The sequence below is a fragment of the Paenibacillus sp. D9 genome (genome assembly GCF_001188365.1).
GTDB classification, from domain to species: domain Bacteria; phylum Bacillota; class Bacilli; order Paenibacillales; family Paenibacillaceae; genus Paenibacillus_O; species Paenibacillus_O humicus.
Genome location: NZ_JZEJ01000001.1, coordinates 5,140,394 through 5,165,569 on the forward strand (window position 1 = coordinate 5,140,394; position 25,176 = coordinate 5,165,569).

General features: G+C 55.6%; 21 protein-coding genes and 1 pseudogene. 15 read left to right on the top strand and 7 right to left on the bottom strand.

What is annotated here, in order from left to right:
* Nucleotides 1-5 precede the first annotated feature (5 nt).
* The 6 genes and pseudogenes from VE23_RS22925 to VE23_RS22945 all read left to right on the top strand — a co-directional run bounded on the left by VE23_RS22925 (nt 6) and on the right by VE23_RS22945 (nt 6,888).
* A complete protein-coding gene (locus tag VE23_RS22925) occupies nt 6-2,126 on the top strand; it encodes a glycosyltransferase (protein WP_049869261.1) in 2,121 nt (706 codons plus the stop codon).
* 37 nt (nt 2,127-2,163) lie between these two features.
* On the top strand, nt 2,164-2,952 hold the full coding sequence (locus VE23_RS26740; RefSeq protein WP_021877370.1) for a hypothetical protein: 789 nt from the start codon (nt 2,164-2,166) through the stop codon (nt 2,950-2,952).
* Nucleotides 2,953-2,992: 40 nt separating this feature from the next.
* Nucleotides 2,993-4,279 (top strand): nucleotide sugar dehydrogenase, encoded by a 1,287-nt coding sequence (locus VE23_RS22930; RefSeq protein ID WP_048744818.1) that lies wholly within the window; start codon nt 2,993-2,995, stop codon nt 4,277-4,279.
* A gap of 5 nt (nt 4,280-4,284) precedes the next feature.
* Entirely contained in the window at nt 4,285-5,079 is a 795-nt protein-coding gene (locus VE23_RS22935) for an ABC transporter permease (protein WP_164763022.1), read from the top strand.
* A gap of 15 nt (nt 5,080-5,094) precedes the next feature.
* Nucleotides 5,095-5,871, top strand: a pseudogene (gene tagH, locus VE23_RS22940) (teichoic acids export ABC transporter ATP-binding subunit TagH); the annotation flags it as partial.
* Between the two features lie 36 nt (nt 5,872-5,907).
* Nucleotides 5,908-6,888 carry a copper amine oxidase N-terminal domain-containing protein gene (locus VE23_RS22945; protein ID WP_164763023.1) on the top strand — a complete coding sequence of 327 codons (981 nt, stop codon included), beginning with the start codon at nt 5,908-5,910 and terminating at the stop codon, nt 6,886-6,888.
* A 50-nt stretch (nt 6,889-6,938) separates the two neighbouring features.
* Here the strand turns inward: VE23_RS22945 and VE23_RS22950 are convergent, their stop codons facing one another.
* Entirely contained in the window at nt 6,939-7,406 is a 468-nt protein-coding gene (locus tag VE23_RS22950; protein ID WP_021877375.1) for a bactofilin family protein, read from the bottom strand.
* Nucleotides 7,407-7,682: 276 nt separating this feature from the next.
* Here VE23_RS22950 and cls point away from each other — a divergent pair, with 276 nt between their 5' ends.
* The gene (cls, locus tag VE23_RS22955) at nt 7,683-9,110 is read left to right on the top strand and encodes a cardiolipin synthase (protein WP_049869263.1); all 1,428 of its coding nucleotides are present in this window, start codon (nt 7,683-7,685) and stop codon (nt 9,108-9,110) included.
* A 371-nt stretch (nt 9,111-9,481) separates the two neighbouring features.
* On the opposite strand, the gene ligD is transcribed toward cls, so the two are convergent.
* Genes ligD through ku form a run of 3 tightly spaced genes read right to left on the bottom strand, consistent with a single transcriptional unit; the run spans nt 9,482 to nt 12,459 of the window.
* Nucleotides 9,482-10,396, bottom strand: a complete 915-nt coding sequence (gene ligD, locus VE23_RS22960; protein WP_049869264.1) for a non-homologous end-joining DNA ligase — start codon at nt 10,394-10,396, stop codon at nt 9,482-9,484.
* 6 nt (nt 10,397-10,402) lie between these two features.
* Entirely contained in the window at nt 10,403-11,527 is a 1,125-nt protein-coding gene (locus VE23_RS22965) for an ATP-dependent DNA ligase (protein WP_049869265.1), read from the bottom strand.
* Nucleotides 11,527-12,459 (bottom strand): non-homologous end joining protein Ku, encoded by a 933-nt coding sequence (ku, locus tag VE23_RS22970; RefSeq protein ID WP_049869266.1) that lies wholly within the window; start codon nt 12,457-12,459, stop codon nt 11,527-11,529. The genes VE23_RS22965 and ku overlap by 1 nt, the downstream gene beginning before the upstream one ends.
* 149 nt (nt 12,460-12,608) lie before the next feature.
* On the opposite strand from ku, the gene VE23_RS27890 reads away from it, so the two are divergent.
* The 7 genes from VE23_RS27890 (at nt 12,609) to tsaD (ending at nt 17,919) form a co-directional block, all read left to right on the top strand.
* Entirely contained in the window at nt 12,609-12,944 is a 336-nt protein-coding gene (locus VE23_RS27890; protein WP_373864530.1) for a hypothetical protein, read from the top strand.
* A 13-nt stretch (nt 12,945-12,957) separates the two neighbouring features.
* On the top strand, nt 12,958-13,155 hold the full coding sequence (locus VE23_RS22980; RefSeq protein WP_049869267.1) for an H-type small acid-soluble spore protein: 198 nt from the start codon (nt 12,958-12,960) through the stop codon (nt 13,153-13,155).
* Between the two features lie 502 nt (nt 13,156-13,657).
* The gene (locus tag VE23_RS22985) at nt 13,658-14,533 is read left to right on the top strand and encodes a YitT family protein (protein ID WP_048744829.1); all 876 of its coding nucleotides are present in this window, start codon (nt 13,658-13,660) and stop codon (nt 14,531-14,533) included.
* A gap of 255 nt (nt 14,534-14,788) precedes the next feature.
* The gene (gene tsaE / locus VE23_RS22990; protein WP_021881997.1) at nt 14,789-15,280 is read left to right on the top strand and encodes a tRNA (adenosine(37)-N6)-threonylcarbamoyltransferase complex ATPase subunit type 1 TsaE; all 492 of its coding nucleotides are present in this window, start codon (nt 14,789-14,791) and stop codon (nt 15,278-15,280) included.
* Entirely contained in the window at nt 15,277-16,332 is a 1,056-nt protein-coding gene (tsaB, locus tag VE23_RS22995; protein ID WP_049869268.1) for a tRNA (adenosine(37)-N6)-threonylcarbamoyltransferase complex dimerization subunit type 1 TsaB, read from the top strand. The genes tsaE and tsaB overlap by 4 nt, the downstream gene beginning before the upstream one ends.
* A 4-nt stretch (nt 16,333-16,336) precedes the next feature.
* On the top strand, nt 16,337-16,855 hold the full coding sequence (gene rimI / locus VE23_RS23000) for a ribosomal protein S18-alanine N-acetyltransferase (RefSeq protein WP_232317022.1): 519 nt from the start codon (nt 16,337-16,339) through the stop codon (nt 16,853-16,855).
* Nucleotides 16,852-17,919: a tRNA (adenosine(37)-N6)-threonylcarbamoyltransferase complex transferase subunit TsaD gene (gene tsaD, locus VE23_RS23005; protein ID WP_049869269.1), complete on the top strand. Its 1,068-nt coding sequence runs from the start codon at nt 16,852-16,854 to the stop codon at nt 17,917-17,919. The genes rimI and tsaD overlap by 4 nt, the downstream gene beginning before the upstream one ends.
* Nucleotides 17,920-17,990: 71 nt before the next feature.
* On the opposite strand, the gene VE23_RS23010 is transcribed toward tsaD, so the two are convergent.
* Nucleotides 17,991-19,067: a phosphodiester glycosidase family protein gene (locus VE23_RS23010; protein ID WP_048748660.1), complete on the bottom strand. Its 1,077-nt coding sequence runs from the start codon at nt 19,065-19,067 to the stop codon at nt 17,991-17,993.
* Nucleotides 19,067-19,492: a hypothetical protein gene (locus VE23_RS23015; protein ID WP_049869271.1), complete on the bottom strand. Its 426-nt coding sequence runs from the start codon at nt 19,490-19,492 to the stop codon at nt 19,067-19,069. Before VE23_RS23015 ends, VE23_RS23010 begins: the two co-directional genes overlap by 1 nt.
* A gap of 1,162 nt (nt 19,493-20,654) precedes the next feature.
* Here VE23_RS23015 and VE23_RS23020 point away from each other — a divergent pair.
* Entirely contained in the window at nt 20,655-22,211 is a 1,557-nt protein-coding gene (locus VE23_RS23020; protein ID WP_049869837.1) for a 2-isopropylmalate synthase, read from the top strand.
* A 927-nt stretch (nt 22,212-23,138) separates the two neighbouring features.
* Here the strand turns inward: VE23_RS23020 and VE23_RS23030 are convergent.
* The gene (locus tag VE23_RS23030; protein WP_049869273.1) at nt 23,139-25,088 is read right to left on the bottom strand and encodes an ABC-F family ATP-binding cassette domain-containing protein; all 1,950 of its coding nucleotides are present in this window, start codon (nt 25,086-25,088) and stop codon (nt 23,139-23,141) included.
* Nucleotides 25,089-25,176: the final 88 nt, after the last annotated feature.

Genomic DNA, 25,176 nt, shown 5'->3' on the forward strand with positions numbered 1-25,176 from the left:
TAATTATGCGACGTTTAAAAATTTTGCTCTATGGCGATGTTGACCTAAATCATCTGGATGGCTCGGCGATTTGGCTCCAATCTACTGCAAGAGTAGTGTCACAGGATCCAAACGTAGATGTGGATGTACTGCTTAAAGCAAAACCTATCAACGAGGTTGTATTATCTGATCTGAAAAAACAACCGAGAGTGAAACTAATTCAACATCATGATGTTATTACAACTCGAAGTAATAGATTGTCCATTGAAGATGCCATTCATGCTATTGAGAAACTTGATGGTCAAAACAAGTACCATTGTATTATTGTGAGAGGCTTTGATTTGGCAAAAGAGTTGTGTCTCAAGCCCTATGCTCAAAAAGTTATTCCGTATATCACAAATATAAAATATACAGGCAGTGTCATTAATACAGAAGATGCTTATGCATTGCAGAAGATATATCACAACGTTACTTATTTTTTCGTTCAAACGGAACAAGCCAGAGAACTGTTAGTTGAAAGTCTAAACGTGGACGGTCAGAAGTTTAGACTGTTATATCCTATGATTCCAGAAGAATTCAAGGTCGTGGATTCAAGGGCCCGTGTGAAGTCAAATACAATCGTATATAGCGGTAAGTTTGCTTCAGAGTGGTACATTGAAGAGATGTTGAATATTTTTGCAAGATTAAGAGCATTGGATTTGAATATGAAATTAAATATAGCGGGAAATAAATTTCAAGGTGATCTTGCCGCTAAAAAGAATGAACTGACTATGAGAATGCAACAAACAGAAGGTATTTCATGGACCGGCGCTTTATCCAGAAGTGCTGTTATTGATTTGGTTAGAAGTTCAGACATCGGCTTTTGTTGGAGAAGTGAAAGTATCGATAATGATTCAAGTACGGAGTTATCGACAAAATTATTGGAATATGGGCGGTTAGGCAAACCGACGATCGTAAGAAGAACGAAGCTGCATGAATCCATATTAGGTAAAGATTATTTTATGTATGCAGAAACTGAGGATGAGGTTGTTGAGAAGACAATTCAAATAATGAATAATGCTCAACTGTACAGGCAAGAATCAAGGAAAATTCAAGAGGCCTGTAATAAGTTTGGGTATGAAGAATCCTATAAGAGAATCAAGGAAACATTATGGAGCTTTAATAAGGACAAAATAAATGTGGTATTTGCAGGACATGATTTTAAATTTATTCAATCTGCTATTGATTATTTTGTAGTCCAGCCCGAATACGAGGTGAAGATTGATCCTTGGACGGGGCATAACAAGCATAACGAAGAGCATAGCAAGCACTGCTTGGAATGGGCAGATGTGATTTTCTGTGAATGGGGTCTGGGCAATGCTGTCTGGTACTCGAATCATAAGATAAAAGGTCAAAAATTAATTGTTAGAATGCATCGCCAAGAAATTGAAACAGTATTTCCAGTCAACTATCAACTGGACAATATTGATCATATCGTGGCAATTTCTCCCTACATCCTTGAGGAGTTTCACAGAGTTCTTAAAATACCCAGATCTAAATTTACTATGATTTACAATATGATCAACATTAAAAAATTCAGAAAAAAGAAAATTGAAAATGCGGATATTCAATTTAATGTCGGAATCTGTGGAATAATTCCCTCTCTCAAAGGATTTGACAGAGCATTGAATATTTTTGAAAACTTATGGGAAAAGAACCAAAGGTATAAACTATTCATTAAAAGCAAACTACCTCATGAACTTCCTTGGGTTCTTAAGAGGGAACAAGAAAAGCTGTACTACGATAATGCCTTTAGTAGAATAGAGCAAGCTCCCTGGAAGAATAACGTCGTATTTGATCCTTCTGGGGATGATGTGAATGAGTGGTTCAGGAGAATTGGTTTTATTCTTTCTACTAGTGAATATGAGAGTTTTCACTTGGCTCCAATGGAAGGCATGGTTTCCGGCAGTATCCCAGTAATTTTCAATTGGCCTGGAGCAGAAACGATTTATCCCAAGAAGTATATTTTTGAGAATGAACATGAAATGTCTGCATTTATTTTTGAATCTAAATATGATGTGACTTCTAGTGATATAGAAAAATATCCAATTACATATTTTGATGAAAATAAAATCTTAAAAGAAATAAAAAGACTAATAGATATTTGAGTTCTATTTTTATTTGAAATTGAAAGGGTGCCATTGATTGAACTTTGAGTTAGAATTACAAAAGAAAGACAAAGAAATTGAAATCTTGAAAAGTAAACTTCGCTCTTTTTCTGGAGAAGATATTTATGTTGGAGAAAAAGAAGTGAAATATGTTTTCAAAAAAAGAAATAGTGATTATTTAATTGTTGGATTTTCTGGAATACCGAAAATAGGAACACCTCCAAATTATAATTATGCTAAAACTCTTGTGAATACTGAGATAAACCAACTTTTTATTTTGGATCATCATGGAATGATCGGATGTTATTATCTTGGAGAAAACAAAGAATTTGCTGTTGAAAGATCCGTTTATGAATTAATAGAAAAAATCAGAGTCGAAAATAACATTTGTAAGGAAAATGTAATTACATTTGGATCAAGTAAGGGGGGGTATGCTGCTCTTTATTTTTCCTTTAAGTATGGCTATGGAAATGTAATTTCAGCTTCTCCTCAAACCAAATTAGGACATTATCTAATTGAACAAGTTATTGCGGGTGCCTATATTGCACATTTCATAGCTGGTGGAACAAAAGATAATCATAAAAACTATTTAGATAATTTACTTTTTGATGTAGTAAAAAAAGCTGAGAAGTCTCCTAATATACGAATTCATGTAGGAGAAGGGGAAATGCATTATAAAAAACATGTTATTCCCTTGCTGGAAGAGTTTGATAAGTGCGGTTTTAAATATATATTAAATTTAGGTCCTTATTCTAGTCATAATGATGTTGCTACGTTCTATCCACCGTATCTCCTAGAGTCTATTGAAGAAATCACCAAAGGTTAAATCTAACTTCTGAGAAAGTTTATTTAATGGGGGTATTCACGTGAAAATCTGTACCATAGGTCTCGGTTACATCGGTCTGCCTACCTCAGTCACCTTCGCTCAGCACGGAGCCGACGTCGTAGGCGTAGACGTCTATCATAAAGTAGTAGAGACATTGAACTCCGGCAGAATCCATATCGAGGAACCGGGGCTGGAAGAAGCAGTCAAAGATGTGGTCGAAAGGAAGAAGTTCCGAGCTTCATTAATGCCGGAAGAAGCAGATGTCTTTATCATCGCTGTTCCGACTCCGAATATCGATGATGAGCATAAATCCTGCGACTTGAGCTATGTGCTCCAAGCAACAAAGCAAATCCTTGCCTACGTTAAAAAGCACAATGTAATCATAATTGAATCGACGATCGCCCCGCGGAGCATGGATGACCATGTGAAACCTCTTATTGAGGCCGCGGGGTTTGTTGTTGGTAAGGACATTTATCTGGTTCATTGCCCCGAAAGAGTGCTGCCAGGTAAAATCTTGCATGAGATCGTCCACAACAATCGCATTGTCGGCGGCGTTACGGAAGCTTGCGCGGAAGCGGGGGCGAATGTCTACCGGACATTCGTCAAAGGTGAAATCATCAAAACGAATGCCCGCACGGCGGAAATGTCCAAGCTGATGGAAAATACCTTCCGGGATGTGAATATCGCTCTCGCCAATGAATTGACGAAGGTTTGCAACGATCTGGGCATCAACACGCTGGAAGTCATCGAGATGGCCAACAAACATCCGCGGGTCAATTTGCATCATCCCGGCCCAGGTGTAGGCGGACACTGCCTGGCGGTTGATCCTTATTTCATCGTCGCCAAGTCGCCGGATCTGGCCAAGATCATTCACCTTTCCAGAGAGACCAATTCATCCATGCCACACTACGTGGCGGCAAATGCAGAGAAACTGGTCAGGGGGATCCACAATCCGAAAATAGCGGTCTTGGGAGTTACCTATAAAGCGGATGTGGATGACATCCGGGAAAGCCCTGCCATGGAAATCGTAGAGCTGCTGTCGGGAACGGGCTTCCGCTTGTCTATTCATGATCCGCATGTAAATACTCTGGATCCGAGATTTGTCTCCGCCGAGGAAGCTCTGAGAGATGCCGATCTTATCCTTCTGTTAACGGATCATACCGAGTTTCGGGTCATGGACTTCAGTCCGTATGTGAAGGGAATGAGGAACCGGCTGCTGTTCGACACGAGGAATAGTGTGAAGCCGGAAAATGCTCAAGGATTGCAAACAGTCAATTTCGGAAACTTATATCAGTTTGTAAATAATCTTGAAACCGTGATTGCATGAATTTTTTGAACATCGTAGCAAAGGAACATTTTAAAAACCGCTATATGATCGTAAGAATCGCCTTGTTTCAGCTGAAATCCACTTATATGTCCAATCGTTTAGGCTTGCTTTGGGTGCTTCTGAATCCGCTCAGTCAATTGGCCGTCTATTGGGTTGTTTTTGGATTGGGGATCCGGGGGGGAGCTTCCGTAGAGGGAGTTCCTTTTGTCCTCTGGCTGAGCTGCGGCCTTGTTCCTTGGTTGTTTATCGGCTCAGGAATCGTGCAGGGAGCCAACTCAGTCAGCTCGCAGCTAGGCCATGTATCCAAAATGAAGTTTCCGCTGAGCGTACTTCCTTCCATCACCATCCTTACACAGCTGATCTCTCATTTGATTATGCTGGTTATGGTTTTGATTGCGGTCGTCATTAAATATGGCTTTTTCGGATTATCTTATTTGGGAATCGTTTATTATCTGATCGCATCATTGTCCCTTTTATCCGCGTTGGCTTTGTTTACCTCGACCGTTTCGGCATTTGTCCGCGACTTCAGGTTTGTGATCGGCGCGGTTACAAGAGCCCTGTTCTTCATTACTCCGATCATGTGGACGGTAAACGCCAAGACGCCGGAGCTGCTGAAAAAAGTGATCCACTACAATCCCGTCACTTACTTAGTGGATGGATACCGCAATGCGATGCTCTTCAATCAATTTTATATCGCTACGGCCTATACCGCCGGATTTTGGCTGGGAGTAGCGGTGTTGTTTGTGTGGGGCGCGTTCATCCATGTTCGATTCCGCAAGCATTTTATGGATTATCAATAGAGGTGTTGACTAAGCGTGCATCAAGTCCAGTTTCAAGAGGTAAGCAAATCTTTTCGGCTGCATTCCAGCATAAATGAAAAGATTCGGGATTTATTTTATATCAAGAAGGATTTCCCTGTTCATCATGCTCTGCGCAGTCTGACTTTTGCGGTCGACCAGGGCGATGTAGTCGGAATCATAGGGCTGAATGGCGCCGGCAAAAGCACGTTGTCCAACCTTATTGCCGGAGTGACGATTCCCTCCAGCGGTTCGGTTCACATCAACGGAAACGCCGCTCTTATCGCGATATCCTCCGGTCTGAACAACCAGCTCAACGGCCTTGAAAATATTGAGCTGAAAGGGTTGATGATGGGATTGTCCCATCAGCAGATCAAAGCGATAACGCCGGCTGTGATCGAGTTTGCCGAGCTGGGGAAATTCATTCATCAGCCTATCAAAAGCTATTCCAGCGGAATGAAGGCCAGACTTGGATTTGCGATATCGGTTCACATCGATCCTGACATTCTCGTCATCGACGAGGCTCTTTCCGTAGGGGATCAGACGTTCAGCGACAAGTGCCTGGCCAAAATAAATGAATTCAAAGAGCGGGGAAAAACGATCTTTTTTATCAGCCATTCTCTGTCGCAAGTCAAGAGCTTCTGCGGCAAAGGGCTCTGGCTTCATGACGGCGAGCTGAAGAAATACGGAGATATTGAAGAGGTCGCAGCGGAGTATGAGCGGTTCTTGAAGCATTATCAAGCTCTCTCTCCGGCAGAGAGGACCGAACTCAGAGCTTCGCACTGGGGAGAATTTTAAGAATAGAAATGGGGATTTATGATGTGGAATCGATTGAAAATCGGAGTTCTGGCGACATTGCTCGCCTTCATCGTCCAGCCGCACTATGCTCAAGCCGCCGCGTCAACGGTAAAAACGCAATCTGTTGCCTATGAGACCATATTTGACGGCAGAACGCTGCAGATGCCTGACAATCAGTATTTATTCACCTACCAAGGTACTTCTTACGTTCCGATCCGTTATATCGCGTACGGTCTGCTCCAGTCCGTTCAATGGAACGCCTCGACATCTACGGTAACGGTATCCAAGCCGACAGACAAAGAACAGGTCGTTCTGAGGGAGTATTTTCTCAATGCGATCGGGGCTTCCGGAGCGCCGGCTTCGATCGGGAATCAAAAGCTGTCCATTACACCGGCTAAAGCTTCGTTTGTCTTTTACGGAGTGAAAAAACAGCTCCCTGCCGGCCAGACGGCTTATATGCTGAATAACAGCCTGTATGTTCCCATCCGGTTCATGAGCGAAAGCACGGGCATGAATGTGAAATGGGACAGCTCCAGCAAGCGGATCACCATCACTTCACCGGCACCGGCTTCCGACAAACCGACGGAGCCTAAGCCGGAAGATCCTGGTTCCGGCAATGCCGCTGGCAGCGGCAATTCCGGCTCGACCGGCAATGCTTCGGGAGGATCGGCGGGCGGCGGCATCGTGATGCCTTCTCCCCCCGCTTATGAGGATGTCAAATTCCGGGCGGACGCCAAGCTCCAGACTCTGTATATGAACGCCAAAACGACTTTCCTCAAGCTCGGGCAGCAATATGTGGACACGTCGGATAAAGCTAAGCGAGCCGCTTTGAAGAAACAAGGCGAAGCATCGCTGGCCAGCTTCAGCTCGCAGTTTGATTCCCTTGTCTCCCAAGTGGAAGCCGAACTGAACAAGTATGGCTACAGCACGTCAATCATCCAGGAGTACCGTCAGAAATACAACGAAGAATTGGACGCAGGCCGTGACCTGATGAGCGACATGATGAAAGGCTGATTTAAAAAGCCCAGCATTGGCCGATGAGCCGATGCTGGGCTTTTTTGTCATCAACCAGCCTGGCGCCGCTCCTTCACGGAGCCTTCCCGGGCGGCCTCGCGAACTTCCCGGATATCGCGCCCCGCCGCATCCGAAGGCTCGGCAGGATTGCGGACGGCTGGAGCGGCCGGTTCTGCCGGCCGCTCCATGCGGCAGCTGCCGCTGAGAATGCCGCCGTCCTGGACGATGAGCGAGGCGGCTGTCGCGCTGCCGTGGAGCTCGCCGCTGGACATGATCGTCAAGCGTCCGGTCGTCGTAATGTCGCCGTACACTTTGCCGGATATCGTAACGTCCTTGGCCGAAATGTTGGAGCGGACCACGCCGCTTTCTCCGACAATGACATCTTCCTTGCAATCGATGTCTCCGCGGTATTCGCCTTCGATTCTCAGGCTTGCCTGGCAGGATAGGGTGCCTTCCGCACGCGTTCCCTGGCCGATCAACGTATCCGAAGCCGACCAGCGCTTGTTTTCCTTGAACATCGATATCCGCCTCCCTTGGATGAATTCATGCTATGTAGTATGTATTCCCCAACGGAGTCCTTCATTCCATTTCCCAAAGAAAGGGGACTTCACCATCCTGGCATCGTCTTGGATAAAATGCTTGAAAATCCTGCCTGCCGTTGATACTACTACCAATGGATATATTCATGCGCCATCCTTATTTCCTGCGATAGAAAAGGACTCTCTCCATCAGGTAAAATAACGAATGACGGATGAGTCCAATCCGATTCCGCCAATCCGCAAAAGAGGTGCCTCATGTTCTGGCTCGTGCTCGCCCTGTTCATCTTTCTCTTCCAAATCATGACGATCCTCATTCTCGAGTACCGCCAGCCGAGCAAGACCGTCGCCTGGCTGCTCATCCTGTTCGTGCTGCCCGTCATCGGCTTTGTCATGTACTACTTCGTCGCGCGCGAATACCAGACGAGGCGCACGGTCCGGCGAAGGGGCGTCATCGCCCATGAGGTCCAGCTCAAGGCGCTGCGGCAAAGCGTTCTCGTCCATCGGCCAGGAGACATGGAAAATCCGGACTTCAAGCATGAGGTGCGGCTGTTCAACCTGCTCGACAGCTTCTCGATGCTGCCGGTCACCGGCTGCAACCGGACGGAGATCCTCACCAACGCGGAGCCGACCTACGCCTCGATCCTGCAGGCGCTGGATTCGGCCCGCCATCACATTCATCTCGACTATTATACGATCCGCCATGACGAGATCGGCAGCAAGTTCAAGGCGATGCTGCTCCGCAAAGCCGCCGAAGGCGTCGAGGTCAGAGTCATTTACGACGGAATCGGCAGCATGGAGCTCCGGAACGCCTATGTGCAGGAGCTGCTGGACGGAGGCGTGAAGATGCAATGCTTCCTTGCTCCGCGCATCGCCTTCTTCGACAAGCGCGTCAACTTCCGGAACCATCGGAAGATTGTCGTCGTCGACGGGAAGATCGGGTTCGTCGGAGGCATCAACATCGGGGACGAATATCTCGGCAAAAACCCTAAGCTGGGCTTCTGGCGAGACACGCATGTTCGGATTGAAGGGGACGCGGTCTATTATCTGCAGCTGGTGTTCATGCGGGACTGGTGGTTCACGGCCCGGGAGAAGCTGGATCATCCCTCCTATCTTCCGGAGCATGGCTGCAGCGGCACCGAGCAGGTCCAGATCGTCGCCAGCGGACCGAATACGAGCGCGGACTCCATCCTGGAGAGCGTATTCTCCGCCATCAGCGCCGCCAAGGACAAGCTCTACATCGCGACGCCGTACTTCATTCCCGACCCGAGCGTCCTGATGGGACTGCGGACTGCGGCGCTGAGCGGCGTGGATGTTCGAATCATCCTCCCCCACAAGTCGGATTCCAGGCTGGTGCTCTATTCTTCGCTCTCCTATGTCCAGGACCTGCTTGAGGCGGGCGTCCGCATCTATCGCTACCGCAAAGGCTTCATCCACGCGAAGGTCATGATCGTGGACAGGCTCATGGCGTCGGTCGGAACGGCGAATATGGATATGAGAAGCTTCTTCAGCAATTTCGAGATCAATGCGAATCTGTTCGGAAGCAAGGCGATCGGAAGGCTGGAGGAGGACTTCATGCTTGATTTGAAGGACTGCTACGAGCTGAAGCTCGGCGAATTCGAGGCGCGTCCATGGACGCAGAAGGCGGCGGAAGTGGCGGCGCATATGCTGTCGCCGCTATTGTAGGATGCCGGCTTAACAACCGGCATAAGCCGGCCCGGGAGGAGCCGGCCGAAGAGAGGGCATGGTGCGGCCGGCAAGCCGGCGGCTCGAAGCTTCAAAGCGCAGGCGGCCGAGGAACAAGATCGGCTTCTATGATTCTAAACAGCGTGCCGCAGAGGCTGCAGGTGTGGAACAAGGCTTTCCGTTCCAAGCCTGCGGCTATTTGCTCTCTCGAAGCCGGGTCGGATAAGCCGAGCTTGTCCTCAAGGGAAGGGCATGAATCCGCATTCCCGCAGCTATAGCAGATCACTTTGACGACAGCCAGACTCAACCCCGTTCACCCCGTATGTTTCAATTGAATGATACATAATGTAGCACATTATAGCATATTTTGATTATGGTGTCCTGCTTTTCAAAAAATCCAAAATAGGCCTCAGCGCCTGCTTGGGAGCGTGCGCCAGAAGATCTCCGCGCTGCTGGAGCCGATCGTGAATATTGAGCAGGTGAAAGTCGCGCGGCTGCGCTCCCTGCCTGATCTCGTCCCATTCCAGCGGAGTGGAGACGGTCGCTCCGGCTCTGGCTCTCGGCGTATAGGGAGCGGCAATCGTCTTGCCTTGATAATGCTGCAGGTAATCGAAATAGATCCGATCGCCGCGGTTTTTCTTGAGCCGCTCCACGGTGAACAGCTTGGGATGCTTCTGGGTCATATAACCCCCGACGAACAGTCCGATTGAGCGCAGCTCGTCGAAGCTCAGCCGATCGGCCAGCGGTACGATGAGCTGTACGCCGGTAGCGCCGCTCGTCTTGGCGATCGACTCGATGCCGAGGCCTCTCAGCTGCTCGCCGACAAGCCAGGCCGCCTCCATGATTCTCGGCTCCTCTTCCACGGAAGGATCGAGATCGATGACCCATTCGGTCGGATGCTGGGGATCGTCGGCCAGGTCGAAGGAAGCGTGGAACTCCAGGCAAGCCAGGTTCCCGAGCCAGATCAAGGTCGGCAGCGAGTCGAGAACGACATAATCGATGCTGCCGTCCGACCGGGTCCGGACGAACTCGGGCCGCGGCTCGGGGCAGTTTTTCTGGTAAAAGGATTTGTCATGGATGCCGTGCGGATAACGGATCGTCGTCAAATGACGGTCGCGGCAATGCCGAATCAGGAAGGGGGAGAGCTGGACCAGCTTCTCCAAATACATGAGCTTGGTTATGCCCATCTCCGGCCACAGCGGCTTGGACGGGTTCGTTATCGTCAACCGGTGGCCGTCCAGCGTGATGCTTCCCTTTTCGCTGCGATAGCCATTGGATGCTGGCATGGACTTCTACTCTCCTCTCCGGCGGCCGAAGCCGGCGATCTTGGGATGGCGAAGCTGGCCGGCCTCGGTGATCTCCAGCCCGGTTACTGTGCAAGGAAAGGGATTTTGAAGCCAGACGACCCGTTCCTTTTTCAGGTCATTGGGGAGAGCGGCAAAGGGAAGGGCTGTCCCCGCATGCAAAGAGCCGTCGGCGAATGCGCCTTCCGGCACAAGCCGGCTCGTCAGGAGCGCGCGCATCTCCCCGGTCAACCCAAGCGATACGCTGCCGAAATACTGCCCGTCGACGCTCATGACGAGGCTTGCGGCCATTCCATCCCGAATCTTGAGTCCGACGATGTCCACATCCAGCAGCAGGGCGGTTTTTTTCTTGAACCAATCCTTGTGCTGCTTGTCTTCCTTATAGAGAGAATTCAGGCGTTTGCTGACGACGCCTTCCCAGCCGGCTTGCGCGACCCACTGCCACAGAGCTTCTCCGTCGCGGTAAAGCTCCGTGACCAGCATCCCCTCCGGCAGCCTCGGAGAGAGGGCCAGAAGGACTTCATGCCTTTGTAGATAAGGCAGGCCTCTAAGATCCCGGTCTCCCGCCGCCAGCACATCGAACAGCACATAGGCGAGTCCGGCGGGAGGCTGGGGCTGATCGGCCGAATCGGCATGGCTGCCGAAGCCCGGAGGCTGCTGCTGACGCAGCAGCCTGTCGTCCGAGCCGGCCAGGCTGCCGGGGGTGGAACGCTTGCTGTCCGCGCCGCCGGCCATCACCTCCGCCGGCACGGCCGGATTGCGAAGCGGCGTCAGTCGGGTTCCGCCCTGATTGCCGCGCATGCGCTCGCGCTGCAGCACCCTCTGGAAGCTGGGCCTGCTGCCCGTCCAGGCGATCAGCTCTCCGTCCAGAATGCAGCGGCCGAGAGCAGCCTTCTCTATTAGGACGACAATTTCGGGGTAAATGTTGTTCTTGATCAATCCTTGGCGCGAATACAGCAGCGCCTTGCCGTCCGGCCCGATGTCGGCCAGCAGCCTGACGCCGTCCCATTTGATCTGGTAGCCCCAGTCTTCTCCCTGCGGAAGATCGGCTCTCGTTATGGGCGCCATCGGCGCCGTCAGGCCAAGCGGAAGGCTGCCTTTCGCGGCGCGCATCAGGAAGCGCCGGATTCCTTGGTTTTCTTGGCGCGAGGCTTGGCCGCTTTCTTCGCGGGCTTATCGGCTTCACCGGAGTCGGCAAGACCGGCTGCCGGCGCTTTCGCGCTTTTCTTCTTGGGCTTGTCCGCGGCGCCGGTATCGAGCACGGGCGCTGCGGCAGGTCCTTTGACCGATTCCAGGCTCGCCTGCAGGGCTGCCATCAGATCCAGCACATGTGCGGGCTCCTGCTGCGGCGCGATGCGGACTTCTTCGCCGGCAATCTTGCCCTGGATGAGATCATGCATGGCGCTCCGGTAATCGTCGGTGTATTTCTCGGGCTCGAACGGCGTCGTCAGCTGATCGATGAGAAGCTTGGCCATCGACAGCTCCTTGTCATTCAGAGCTACCGCTCCGGGCAGGTTCGGAACCTGCTGGATCGGCCGGATTTCGTCGGGATAGAAGATCGTCTCGATCGCGAGGCAGCCTTCGAGAACGCGGATCGCGGCGAGGCTCGATTTGGAGCGGATGGAAATTTTGGCGATGCCGATCTTGCCGGATTCCTTCATCGCTTCCATCAGCAGCGAGTAAGCTCCTCCCCCCGCCTGATCGGGCGAGAGGTAATAGGTTTTCTGGAAATAGATCGGATCGATCTCCTCCAGGGCGACAAAATCGATGATCTGAATCGTTTTGGACTTCTCTCCGCCGAGCTGGTCCAGCTCGTCCTTTTCAAAGGTGACGAAGCGGCCTTTCTCGTATTCGTAGCCTTTGACGATTTCATTCGTTTCGATCCGCCTGTCGCATACGGGGCATTCCTTCACATAGGCGATCGGACTGCCGCAGACGGAATGCAGCATGCGCAGCGAGATATCCTTGTCCTCCGTGGCGGAGAACATCTTGACGGGCACATGCACAAGTCCGAAGCTGATCGCGCCCTTCCATACGGTATGCATAGCTGTCGCGCCTCCTTGCAGCCGGAGCTCCGGCATTATTTCCTACCAGTGTGCCCATCCGGAGGGGGTTCCCATGCATGAAGCGCGGCTGCTGCGGGCATATTTCTCATTAAGGCTGACGACAGCCCCGGGAAGGAGGCGTGAGGCGAATGGACGAGCAGGAAATACGCCGCCATCTCGAGCAGAGGCTGGACAGCCGCCATATGCTGGCCAGCAGCCGCGACGAGAAGAGCCTTCCGGATCTGGCTGCCGAGATGAGCACGGAGCTGGACGGCTCGCTGGAGGAAGGCGGAGCGCGCACGATGACGGATGCGGGCGTCGGCCGGACGGCCGACCATGGCGGCAGGGTCGATTACGAGATGGATATCGACCGCATGGTGGGCGAAGGTCTAGGAGGCGGCCAGGTTACGATCCACAACGGCCATATCGGAGAATCGACGACGGATACGATGATGCTGAAGGAAGAAGCAGAGGACGGAGAATAGGAGGGAACTCGCGGTGGATGTAAAAAGAGCGATGGAAATCTACGGCTCCAAGGATATGGTGGCCGTCCACTTGGGCGGGCACTCGGTTTGGATCGAGAATGTGGACGAGGCGAACGGCATGGCGACCGTGCAGGTCGGCACGACCCCTCAGAACACGCAGACCGTATCGGTCGACCAGCTTCATGAAGGACAGCCGCACAGAGAAAACTGATGTCCGCGATGAGTTTTCGGACACAAAAAAACAGCGTCGTTCCCGTTGCCTTTGCGGCACCAGGAGCGGCGCTGTTCTTTTTTGCGGTTCGGCTGTACTTGCGTAGCGGGCTTGCGGGACCAGGCTCCCCTCGTCAGATCGAGCTCGTGCTGAGCGGGAGGCGACGATTTCTTCGACGACGGCTTGTTGCGTGCTGCTGCCACTTGGAGGTTCTCCTTCCGCCGGAAATGTCCGGCATTCCTAACGATACCAAATGAGCGGAATAACGGGAAGGGGCGAAAATACATATAGATAGATGGGGATACAAGCCTTATCATGCCATGACAGGTTTAAAATCAAGGTAAAGCAAGATAACCATCGATAAACGGAGATAAAAGCTCTTTTCTTCATGAATTAGGTTAAAAATTAGCTAAATCCACCCTTTTCCTTTAATTTAGAGCGAAAATACTTTATAATTAGTATACAGGGTCATAAGCAAGACAGATTGAAAGGGTGTGGGGGCATGGTAACAGCGCAGGGGCAGCATCTCAAGCTGCCATTCTTTGAAGTGTTCAAGCGGGTCTTGTTCATCACCGTCGGAGCCGTCCTGATGGGGGTAGGCCTGGAGATATTCCTGGTGCCGAACAACATTATCGACGGCGGCATCACCGGCATTTCCATCATGCTTTCTTATTTGACGGACGTTCCTCTCGGACTTTTCCTCTTTCTTCTCAACCTTCCGTTCCTCTTCCTGGGGTATAAGCAGATCGGCAAGACATTCGCGCTGTCGACTCTGTACGGCGTAGCCGTCATGTCGCTGACGACTTATCTGCTGCATGAGGTCGATCCGCTTACGATCGACGAATTCCTCGCCTCCATCTTCGGAGGCATGGTGCTCGGAGTCGGGGTCGGTCTCGTCATCCGCTTCGGCGGCTCGCTCGACGGCACGGAGATCGTCGCGATCCTCTTCTCCAAGAAGCTGCCTTTCTCGGTCGGCGAGATCGTCATGTTCGCCAATCTGTTCATTCTGTCGAGCGCGGGCTTCGTGTTCTCCTGGGATCGTGCGATGTACTCGCTCATCGCCTACTATATCGCCTACAAGATGATCGACATCGTCATCGAGGGCTTCGACGAATCCAAGGCCGTCTGGATCATCAGCGACGAGTACCGCGAGATCGGCGAAGCCATCATGAGCCGTCTGGGCCGCGGCGTCACTTATCTCAACGGCGAAGGCGGGTTCACCGGCGGCGACAAGAAAGTGCTGTTCGTCGTCGTGACGCGCCTCGAGGAAGCCAAGCTCAAATCGATCGTGACCGACATGGACCCCGGCGCCTTCCTGGCTGTCGGCAATATCCATGACGTCAAGGGCGGCCGCTTCAAGAAGCGCGATATTCACTAGCGCGCTCGGCGGCAGGACGCATGCTCCGCAAGGCAGACATCTGCCTTCGGAGTTTTTTTTCTGTGCGGAGCGGTCAGGCAAGCCAAGGCTTCGACGGCTCGGTGCGAAGGACGGCATGCTGCTGTCCGGTATGGCGCCCGGATGTCATTGCGAGCCCGTCCGGCCGCGGTTGCGGCAGAGGTAGGGGGCCGATATAATGAGAACAAGCTTCCGGAACCGGATGAAAGCGGAACATGAGCAAGGTGGGATACACAGATGACAGAGGCCGCAGCAGCAGCCAGTTGGCGCGCGCGGGAGGAGTCGGACACGGTCCGGCTCGCGGAAATGCTGGCCGCATGGGCCGCTCCCGGAACGGTGATCGCGCTGGATGGCGATCTTGGCGCGGGCAAAACCCGGTTCTCGCAGGCGTTCGCCGCCGCGATCGGGGTGAAGGGCGTGGTTAACAGCCCGACCTTTACGATTATAAAAGAGTATGCCAGCGGAACGATGCCGCTGTACCATATGGATGTCTATCGGCTGTCGCAGGAAGAGGCCGACGAGCTCGGATTGGACGAGTATTTCTACGGAAGCGGCGTCTCCCTCGTGGAGTGGGCGAGCCTGATTCCGGAGCTGCTTCCGGAATCCAGGCTGGAGCTGTACATCGAGCATCTGGGAGGCAGCGAGAGGCGGATACGGCTGGAAGGCCGCGGACTCCCTTATGCGGAATGGTGCAGGCTTATCGCCGAGACGGGAGGAGCAGAGCAATGACGGAGCTTAATTCGGCCGCAGAAGCCGGGGCGGAGAGCCCTCCGCAAGCTAAGGGCGCAACGGAGACGGGCTTGCAGCGGGCCAAGCCGAGCGAAGAGCTGCTCGTCCTGGCGCTGGACACGTCGACGGCGGTGCTTGCCGCCGCCTTGACGCGGGGCGGCGAGGTGCTCGCCAGCGTCCAGTCGCCGGCCGAGCGCAACCATTCGGCGCATGTCGTGCCGGCCGTACAGAAGCTGCTCGCCGATGCCGGCATCTCCCCCGGGCAGCTGGACGGCATCGCTGCGGGCATCGGCCCGGGCTCCTATACGGGCGTCCGCATCGCGGCATCCGTCGCCAAGACGCTGGCCTGGGCCTGGAAGCTGCCGATTGTCGGCGTGTCGACGCTTGAGGCGCTGGCCGTCGGCGCATGGCGCGAGCATGCAGGCCAAGGCTCCGAGGCGGCTGCAGCCAGCCATGGCGGAGCGGCGGATGCGGCGGCGTCAGCCGTCGCCGGTTCGATGGAGCTGGCGGGGGCCGGCGTGCAAGCGGACCCCGATAGAGATCGGCCCGGCGCTGCTCAGCCGGATACGGACAGGAATCAGCGCCGTACTGTGCTGGCGGGCGCTGATGCGGTTGTAGCGTCTTGGGCCGTTCCCCTGATCGACGCCCGGAGAGGACAAGCCTATACGGCTCTCTTTGCCGCTTCCGGCAGGGAGGGCTGGCAGCGCCTGGAAACGGACGCCATCCGGCTCGCTTCGGATTGGGCGCGCAGGCTTTATGAGCGGCTGGAGATTACGAATGCCGCGGAGAGGCCGGAACGGATTGTCTTTACGGGAGACCTGGAAAAGCAGGAGGGATCCATCTCGCTGCTGGAGTCCCTCCTAGCGGGCCTGCCCGGCGGAGCTCCTGCTGTCGCAAGGCAGCCTCATGTCATGGAAGGCCGCAGCGCAGCCTGGCTTGGAAGCAGGCGGCTAGCCGGAGGTGAAGCGGATGACGCGCACGCATTTGTTCCAAACTACACGCAATTGGCTGAAGCGGAAGCTAAATTATTGGAGAAACCCGGGGAGGCGTAAAACGATGGCGGATTACGACGTCATGCAGCTTCACGCTGCATCCGGCGAGGATGACCTGGTGTTCCGTTCGATGAAGCTCGACGACATCCCGTCCATCATCGCCATCGAGCATGAAGCGTTCACTTCTCCGTGGACCTCCGATGCTTTCGTCAACGAGCTGACACATAACCATTTCGCGCGGTACATGGTCATGACGCTGCATGGAGAAATCATCGGCTACGGCGGCATGTGGCTGATCATGGACGAGGCTCATGTGACCAACATCGCAGTAAGCCGGGAGTTCCGGGGGCGCAAGCTGGGAGCGCGGCTGCTGTCCGAGCTGAAGAAGCTCGCGGTCTTTTTCGGAGCCGTCCGCATGACGCTGGAGGTTCGGGTAACCAACGAGGTGGCGCAGTCGCTGTATCGCAAATTCGGCTTTGAGCCGTCCGGCATCCGTCCGGGCTATTATTCCGACAACAACGAGGACGCCTTGATCATGTGGGCGGAGCTTGGGCAGGCGCAAGCGGAGGGACGAGCCCAATGAACGCACAGTTGAACAGGGAAGAAGAACTTATTCTAGCCATTGAGACCAGCTGCGACGAGACTTCGGCTGCCGTCATTCGCGGCGGGCGCGAAATTCTCTCCAACATCGTCTCCAGCCAGATCGAAACGCATCGCCAGTTCGGCGGCGTCGTGCCGGAGGTCGCCTCCCGCAAGCATGTCGAGGTCATCACGCTGATTATCGAGCAGGCGATCTCCGAAGCCGGCATCGAGGCGAAGGATCTGTCCGCCATTGCCGTCACCCAGGGACCGGGACTTGTCGGCGCGCTGCTCGTCGGCATCGTGTCCGGGATGAGCCTCGCGATGGCGCTGGACGTGCCGCTTATCGGCACCCATCATATCGCCGGGCATATCTACGCCAATGCTCTCGTGCACGAGATTCAATATCCATGCCTGGCGCTGGTCGTATCCGGCGGCCATACCGAGCTCGTCATGCTGGAGGAGGAGGGCGTCTTCCGCATTGTCGGCCGCACGCGGGACGACGCGGTCGGCGAGGCCTACGACAAGGTCGCCCGGGCGTTGAAGTTTCCTTATCCCGGCGGCCCTCATATCGACCGGCAGGCAGCGGCGGCGGAGCATGCGGCCGAGCTGCCGCGCTCCTGGCTGGAGCCGGGCTCCTACGATTTCAGCTTCAGCGGCTTGAAATCCGCCGTGCTCGCAGCCATCAACCAGTCCCGGATGAAAGGGCTGGAGCTTGATGTGCCTGCGCTTGCGCGCGGCTTCCAGGAATCCGTCATCGAAGTGCTGACGGTGAAGGCTATCCGTGCCGCCAAGCAGTTCGGAGCGCGGCAGCTGCTCCTGTGCGGCGGCGTCGCCGCCAACCGCGGCCTGCGCAGCCGGCTGGAAGAGCTGTGCGCGGCGGAGCGGCTGCCGCTGCTCATTCCTCCGCAATCGCTGTGCACGGACAACGCCGCGATGATCGGAGCCGCCGCCCATCTGAAATGGACGCGGAGCCAGTTCACCGGCTTTGATCTGAAGGCCGATCCCGGCCTGTCGCTCGAGGAGTGGTCCGTCCGCGAGGCCAGGCCTTCGATTCCGGCCGAATAACTTGCTTTGCAATCATGAAAAAGGGGCAGCCGCCAAGTCAGTGAATGACTTGGCGGCTGCCCCTTTGCGGTTCAAGAGAAGAAAAGGAAATTCGTCGCAAGCGGACGGAGCTTCTTGTCCGACGGATGGTTGACGATGCGGCCGTTGAAAACGAGCGTCGAGGAGCCGCCGCCGTCCAGATTGTAGCCGTCCACGGCCTTGAACCGGGAGAGCAGGATCTGCATCTCGCCGAGCGTCGCCCCGGAGCTGCCGGCTTCATTGTAGCCGTCGACGACGATGAACAGGAGCTGGTCGTCCTTGTAGTTGGCGACGACGGTTCGGGGCGCCCGCAGAGGGCTCAGCTGCCACTTCAGCGGAATCGGCTGGGCGATGCCGCCTTTCATCAGGACAGGGACGAACGAGACGCCGAATTCGGGGTTTTCCCGGTCCAGCTGTTCGCGGCTGGAATACTTTCCGCCGATCAGCTTGCGCTCCTTGTTCAGACCGACAAAGAACAGATCCTTGTAGGACGGCTCGAATCCGCCGATGTATTTCCCTTCCATGACGGTCGTGCTCAGCGGGTACCGGCGGCCGGAGCCGTCGTCGGCGAATCCGCCGGCATTGATGCCGGCGACGGCATTGTAGCGCTTGACCGCTGCGAGCGTCGTCTCCGCCCGGCCCGGCTTGTCTCCGCCGATCGCCAGCTTCATCGCTCCCTCCTGCTTGAGCCTCACTTTGAGCGCGTAGCCGTTGAAGTTCTGGGCTTTGATGAAATACAGCTGGGCGGTCAGCTTGTCCGTCTGGATCGTCTCCGACGGACTTCCGAGCGGAATGCTGATGCGGCGGTCGTAGACGGCGAGCGGACGGCCGCTCTGGGATCGCGCCATGCCTGCAATGGCGTTCATCCGCTGGCTGGTCTGGCTGTACAGCGCAGCGGCTTTCTGGATGGAGCCGGCCGTATGCACGGCGCTGGTCTTGGCCTGATCGAATCCGGTCCCGATGGCCTGCACTTGTCCGGAAGTATCCTTGGGCGCTGCGGGAACAGGGGCCGCCGAGCCGGGAAGCCTCACCTCAGGCTGATGCAGCAGCAGGAACAGAAGCGCGCCGAGAAATGGGGCGGTCATGAGCAGCATGCGCCGATTGATGACGCGCACGTCGACGCCCCGCATTATTTCAGCACATCCAGGTTTTTCTTCAGCTCGTCGAGCTGTTTTTGGACTTCGCTCAGCTGGGTGAACAGCTTGTTGCTGTTGTCGGTCTTGTCGCTGGCGTTGTCGCGGGTGAAGGCGAGCAGCTCATTGAGGCTCTGAACCTTGCTGTTCAAGGCGGCGAGCTCGGTCTGGTAGCCCGATTCCAGCTTGTCCAGCTTCTCGTCGTACCTGGCTTGGAGCTCGGCGATCTGCATGTCGGTCTGCTGCTGGATCTGCAAGGACATCTGCTGCTGCAAGTGCTGCGTATAAAACCAGGCTCCGGCTATGCCTGCAGCCGTAATGAGGAGCCAGGCGATCAGGAACGGAACGGGGGACCTGCGGGCAGTGCGTCGGGGAACGGCCGCTTCCATTCGCGAATAGACGGCCGGCGTGTCTTGGTTCATGCTGGAATCACCTCTTGATCATTGCGGTATTGCTGAATGGAATCTATGACGGCAAAAGACTGGAACATGTTGCATCCATTTCCGGTGTGGGTCCTATTCTACCATAGCCTCCCTGCCCGGTCACCCCGGACAGGGAGGGCGCCATGCTCCGTCATGTCCTTCCGGCGGCCGACGGACGATGGGGATGTTCGTGCCGATGCCGGAAATCAGCGGACCAAACCGATTTCCCCGTCAAGCCGCGAAAAGAAAGATGGAGCCTATGTTCCGATTCCCAGCTTGACAGCTGGGGCCGCCGTCGATATACTCAGTTCAACAGTTGGATGCTGCTGCTGAGCAGCCATAGAGTGTAAACGCTGTGAACAGGAACAGTAGGAACGTCCGGGAAGGGCATGCCCGAGAGGGATGCCGGCAGAGAGCTGCGGGGAGGTGCGACGCAGCCGATGGACGTCTGAAGCTCTCCTGGGAGCGGAATGCCTGAACGGTCACGCCATGTTCCGAAGCCGGACGCCCTTGAGGCGGAGAGGCTTCGGACGCGGCCGCAGGGCATTACGGCTGGCCCCGTCATCGGCTTTGCGATTCAACGCCGTCCGGACGGCGCTGAATCGCAATCAAGGGGACGCCGTTCATGGCGGCGTCAACGAGAGTGGTACCGCGCGGGCATAGCCTGTCGTCTCTTGCATAGAGACGGCAGGCTTTTTGGCATCCATCTGGCAGGGCAAATCAATCGACAACTTAACTTGAATAGGTTCAAACGCTAGGATCAGGAGCAGTAGGACCGGTCCGGAACCTTCAGAGAGCTGCGGCAAGGTGCGACGCAGCCGAAGGGCCGATCCGAACTCGCCTGGGAGCGGAATCGGGGAGGGCAAGGCCGCTGCGGCCGAGCCGGTACCCGGTTACGGCTGTCCCCCGTCATCGGGATGCCGCCTGCGGCTGGACTTCGTCATGGAGTTCGGCGCGCGGGCGAGCATGAGCGGGTCCGCTCCTGCCGCTGCATCTGATCAGGCTGCCGCGGCAAGGACGGGCAACAAGAGTGGTACCGCGGCGAGGCCTTTTTTTCAGCCCGCCGTCTCTTGCGGAAGACAGAACGATAGGTTCTTTCTTCCGCGAGGGACGGCGGGCTTTTTGCATGTCGACCAAACCAAATTCGGAGGGATTCCAAATGATGAACGCAGCCGGAAACAGAACGATCCACATATTCGATACGACGTTGAGAGACGGGGAGCAGTCGCCGGGAGCCGCGATCGCTCCGGAGAAGAAGATCATCATCGCCCGGCAGCTGGCGAAGCTTGGCGTCGACATCATCGAGCCGGGCTTCCCGGTATCCAGTCCCGGCGAATTCGCCGCCGTCCAGCAGATCTCGAGGGAGCTGCAGCAGGTGGAGATCGCGGGCTTCGCGCGCGCGGTGCGCGGCGACATCGATGCGGCCGTCAAGGCGACCGCCGATGCCGCAAGGCGCCGTCTGCATATCTTCATCAGCTCCTCGGACATCCACCTGCAGCATCAGCTGCGGATGACGAGGGAGCAGGTCGTCGCCCGAACCCGGGAGGTGCTGGCGTACGGCAAGCAGTTCGTCGAGGAGATTGAATTTTCGGCGATGGATGCGACCCGCACGGATCTGGCTTTTCTGACCGAGCTGGTCGAAGCGGCGATCGAGTCCGGCGCCACCATCATCAATCTGCCGGATACGCTCGGATATGCGCTTCCCGAAGAGATCACCAAGATGTTCACCGCTGTACGGCAGGGGGCAAGAGGCGGAGAGGGCGTCCGCTACAGCGCCCATTGCCATGACGACCTCGGCCTCGCGGCAGCGAACAGCCTGGCGGCGATTCGGGCCGGCGCTTCCCAGGTAGAGGTGACCGTGAACGGAATCGGCGAGCGGGCCGGCAACTGCTCCGTCGAGGAGCTGGCGATGATTTTGGACACGAGGGGTCCGGTCATTGGAGTCGGCACGAACATCAATCGCGCGGAAATTTTCGAGACTTCCCGCGTCGTCAGCCGGATGATGCATTTTCCGATCGCGTTCAACAAGCCGATCGTCGGCCGCAACGCCTTCCAGCATGAATCGGGCATCCATCAGGACGGCCTGCTCAAAAATCGGAACACCTATGAAATCATGGATCCCGAGACGATGGGCATTCCGCGCAGCATGATCGTGCTCGGCAAGCATTCTGGACGGCATGCCATCAAGCACCGGCTCGCGGAATTCGGCATCGAGCTGGACAGCGGGCAGCTGGAGCAGGTGTACGAGGCGTTCAAGGCCAAGGCAGACGCCCAGAAAATCGTCACCGACGAGCAGCTGATCCGGATCGCCGGAGAGCAGACCGAAACCCAGCCGGATCCGTATGTGCTTGTCGATCTGCAGGTGCTGGCAGGCAGCCAGCGCACGCGCATGGCGACGGTCACGCTGAGGGAGCAGGACGGCCGCGAGCATACGTACACGTCGGCTGGACACGGCCCTCTGGAAGCCGTTATCGCCTGCATCCGCCAAGGCATTCCCGCCGCCTCGGAGCTGGAGGACCTGGAGCTGCATTCCCTCTCTACAGGCGAGGATGCCCATGGAGAAGCCGTCGTCTCTGTCCTGATGGACGGCGAGCGTTATCGCGGCACGGCGGTTCATGACGACATCGTCCTGGCGGCGGCGCAGGCTTACGTCTCGGCATGCAATGCAGCCGTGATGAGCCGGGTCGGAGCGGCGAGAAAACAAGCCGGCGTGAATTAGCCTCGGAATCGATCCGCGGTCAGAAGCGGAAGAAATGGGGAAGGCAGGACGGCTATGCCTGCCTTCCGGCTGCTGAAAGATGTGGCCCACTGCTTTGTGGACATGTGCATTGCAGATAATTCCTTGCTGGACAAACGCTGTGCAGAAAATGGGGACATTTTTTCCATAGCAGCCTTGTGGACAATGTGGATAATGAGGATAATTTTTTTGGAGCTCCGTTCTTGTTTCATTGCCGATCCAGAGATCCAAGTGCAATGCGGCGTCTGAATTGAATTCCAATACAGAATTGCCTGACAACTTATTCAGGGCTGTGGATAACGCTGTGCATAACTGAAAGCGGCAGCCGAAAATGGACGAAGGCCCTCTTCCCGGCCCCTTGCGGGCTCAGGCGGAGGGCCTTCTATTTGATTTGCTTGCGCCTCATGCGGCTTACCGGCATGCCGGTTCCTGATGTACGGAGCTTGCTGCCTCCGTGTCTATGATTGACCCATTCAACCGGGTGATCGGCGCTTGGCCCGGGAGAACGACTGCATTCCTGCTTCTTTTCCATCTGCAACTGCTTGTTTGGTCCTGCTCTCTACGTACTGCGCATTCCAAAACAACGGAAGCCCTACCTCTCTTCCGTCCTTGCGGCTCCAATGACCGCGCCAGCGTGAATCAGAATTGCTTTAAGGCCAGTCTCATCAAAAGGGAAACAAGAAACGGCGGAATCGGGGGTTATGATCGATTCCTAAAGAAGGGGAATAGGCGGGTTAATCAATGGGACTTATTATACGCCTGAATTGAATGATTTGCAAGCGTTGGACTGAAACTAATTTCATACATGCTCAAACATGCCCACGCAAAAGAACCCTTCGGCTCCAGGGCGGAAAGGTTCTTTTGCGGATAAGGATGGAAGGAACCTGCATATCGCCGCCCGGCTTTCGCTCAGGCAAGAAGTCCTTCCCACTCCTCGTACGCCGCCTGCAGGCGGACCCGGACGGCGTCCAGGCTGGATTGCACTTCCTGAAGGCGGATATAGTCCTGGTAAACTTCAGGATCCGCCAGCCGCTCCTCGTGGCGTTCGGAATCGGCTTCCAGCGAGGCGATGTCGGCTTCGAGCTGCTCGATCCTGCGCTGCCGCGCCCGCTCGTCGCGGCGAGCCTGCTTGTCGGCCTCGTAAGAGGAGGCGCTGCCGGCCGGAGCCGTTGAGCCGCCTTCCGCAGAGGCGCCGGATGCGGGGCGCGCAGCCTCGCGGGCTTCGAGCAGGAGCTCAGCGATCTCCTTCTTTTTCTCCATCATGTCGTCGTAGTTCCCGAGGTAGTCGACCGTGCCGGACGGTGTCATCTCCACCATGCGTTCCGCGATTTTGTTCAGGAAATACCGGTCATGGGAGATGAACAGGAGCGTGCCCTCATAGTCGAGCAGCGCCGATTCGAGCACTTCCTTGCTGAATAGATCCAAATGGTTGGTCGGCTCGTCCAAGATAAGGACATTCGCCTGCTGAAGCATCAACTTGGCAAGCGCGACGCGCGCCTTCTCTCCGCCGCTGAGGGAGCCGACCCGCTTTTTGACGTCGTCTCCGCTGAACAGGAAGTTGCCGAGGATCGTCCGAATCCGGGCTTCCTCCACGCCGGGAAAGGCGCTCCATACCTCTTCAAGGACGGTATTGGTCCCGCTCAGCTCCGTCTGCTCCTGATCGTAGTAGCCGAGCTTCACATGGGTGCCCCACCGGACCGTTCCGGCGAGCACCTCCTGCTTGCCCATCAGCGCCTTGAGCAGGGTCGACTTGCCGATGCCGTTCGGGCCGACGAGGGCGACGGTCTCCCCTCGCTCGAGGCGCAGCGTGACGTCGCGGAAGACCGGCTCGACGCTGTCTCCGAAGCCGACGGACAAATCCAGCGCCTCCAGCACGTCGCGCCCCGTCGCGCGCTCGATCTCGAAGCGGAAGCTGGCCCGCTTGAGATCGCCCGCGGGGCGGTCGATCCTCTCCATGCGGTCGAGCGCCTTGCGGCGGCTCTGCGCGCGCTTGGTCGTGGATGCCCGCACGATGTTGCGGCGGACGAATTCTTCCATGCGGGCGATTTCGTCCTGCTGCTTCTCGTACTGCTTCATGGCCGATTCGTATTCCGCCGCCTTGAGATCGACATAGCGGGAGTAATTGCCCGCATAACGCCGGGCTTGATGCCGCTCGATCTCGATGATCGTGCCGACCGTGGCATCCAGGAAGTAGCGGTCATGGGAGACGATGAGAATGGCGCCCGAATAGCTGCGCAAATAATCCTCCAGCCAGGTCAGCGTCGCGATGTCCAGATGGTTGGTCGGCTCGTCCAGCAGCAGCAGGTCGGGGGCTTGCAGCAGAATCCGGGCCAGCGCGAGACGGGTTTTCTGTCCTCCGCTCAGCGTCGAGACCGGCGTGGCGGGATCCGTATCCCCGAAACCCATGCCGTGCAGCACGCTTTTGATGCGGGTCTCCATCTCGAAGCCGCCTTGATCCCGGTACCAGTCGGATCTGCGGGCGTAGCGCTCGAGGGTGTCGTTGTATTTTTTTTCATCCCTGTGAAGGGAAGGATCGGCGATTTCATGCTCCAGCCTGCGCAGCTCCTGCTCGGCTTCCACGAGATGGGCGAAAACCAGACGCATCTCCTCGTCGATGCTCTTGCCCGACTGCAGGCCGCTGTTCTGGGCGAGGTAGCCGATGCGGGTTTCCTTGGCGCGATGAATGACGCCGCTGTCGGCCGATTGGACGCCGGCCAGAATCTGGAGCAGGGTGGACTTGCCGGCGCCGTTCACCCCGACAAGTCCGATGCGCTCGCGCTCCTGGATCTGCAGGGAGATGCGGGAGAGTATGGTTGTGATGCCGTAGCTTTTGGTCAGATCGTTTACTTGCAGCAGCATAGAACCCTAGTTCCTTTCAATCGTTCTTCTTCTATTAAGAATAACGCAATTGACCGCCATAATCGACCCTTATTGGCGAAACAAAGGT

What these genes read in the sequence shown, in the direction of transcription:
- ligD (WP_049869264.1), bottom strand. Translation starts at nt 10,396, where the DNA reads ATGCCAGCATCCAATGGCTATCGCAGCGAAAAGGGAAGCATCACGCTG.
- cls (WP_049869263.1), top strand. Translation starts at nt 7,683, where the DNA reads ATGTTCTGGCTCGTGCTCGCCCTGTTCATCTTTCTCTTCCAAATCATG.
- rimI (WP_232317022.1), top strand. Translation starts at nt 16,337, where the DNA reads ATGGCGGATTACGACGTCATGCAGCTTCACGCTGCATCCGGCGAGGAT.
- VE23_RS23010 (WP_048748660.1), bottom strand. Translation starts at nt 19,067, where the DNA reads ATGCGGGGCGTCGACGTGCGCGTCATCAATCGGCGCATGCTGCTCATG.
- VE23_RS23020 (WP_049869837.1), top strand. Translation starts at nt 20,655, where the DNA reads ATGAACGCAGCCGGAAACAGAACGATCCACATATTCGATACGACGTTG.
- VE23_RS22965 (WP_049869265.1), bottom strand. Translation starts at nt 11,527, where the DNA reads ATGCGCGCCGCGAAAGGCAGCCTTCCGCTTGGCCTGACGGCGCCGATG.
- VE23_RS22925 (WP_049869261.1), top strand. Translation starts at nt 6, where the DNA reads ATGCGACGTTTAAAAATTTTGCTCTATGGCGATGTTGACCTAAATCAT.
- VE23_RS22985 (WP_048744829.1), top strand. Translation starts at nt 13,658, where the DNA reads ATGGTAACAGCGCAGGGGCAGCATCTCAAGCTGCCATTCTTTGAAGTG.
- VE23_RS22950 (WP_021877375.1), bottom strand. Translation starts at nt 7,406, where the DNA reads ATGTTCAAGGAAAACAAGCGCTGGTCGGCTTCGGATACGTTGATCGGC.
- ku (WP_049869266.1), bottom strand. Translation starts at nt 12,459, where the DNA reads ATGCATACCGTATGGAAGGGCGCGATCAGCTTCGGACTTGTGCATGTG.
- VE23_RS27890 (WP_373864530.1), top strand. Translation starts at nt 12,609, where the DNA reads ATGGACGAGCAGGAAATACGCCGCCATCTCGAGCAGAGGCTGGACAGC.
- VE23_RS23015 (WP_049869271.1), bottom strand. Translation starts at nt 19,492, where the DNA reads ATGAACCAAGACACGCCGGCCGTCTATTCGCGAATGGAAGCGGCCGTT.
- tsaD (WP_049869269.1), top strand. Translation starts at nt 16,852, where the DNA reads ATGAACGCACAGTTGAACAGGGAAGAAGAACTTATTCTAGCCATTGAG.
- VE23_RS23030 (WP_049869273.1), bottom strand. Translation starts at nt 25,088, where the DNA reads ATGCTGCTGCAAGTAAACGATCTGACCAAAAGCTACGGCATCACAACC.
- tsaE (WP_021881997.1), top strand. Translation starts at nt 14,789, where the DNA reads ATGACAGAGGCCGCAGCAGCAGCCAGTTGGCGCGCGCGGGAGGAGTCG.
- tsaB (WP_049869268.1), top strand. Translation starts at nt 15,277, where the DNA reads ATGACGGAGCTTAATTCGGCCGCAGAAGCCGGGGCGGAGAGCCCTCCG.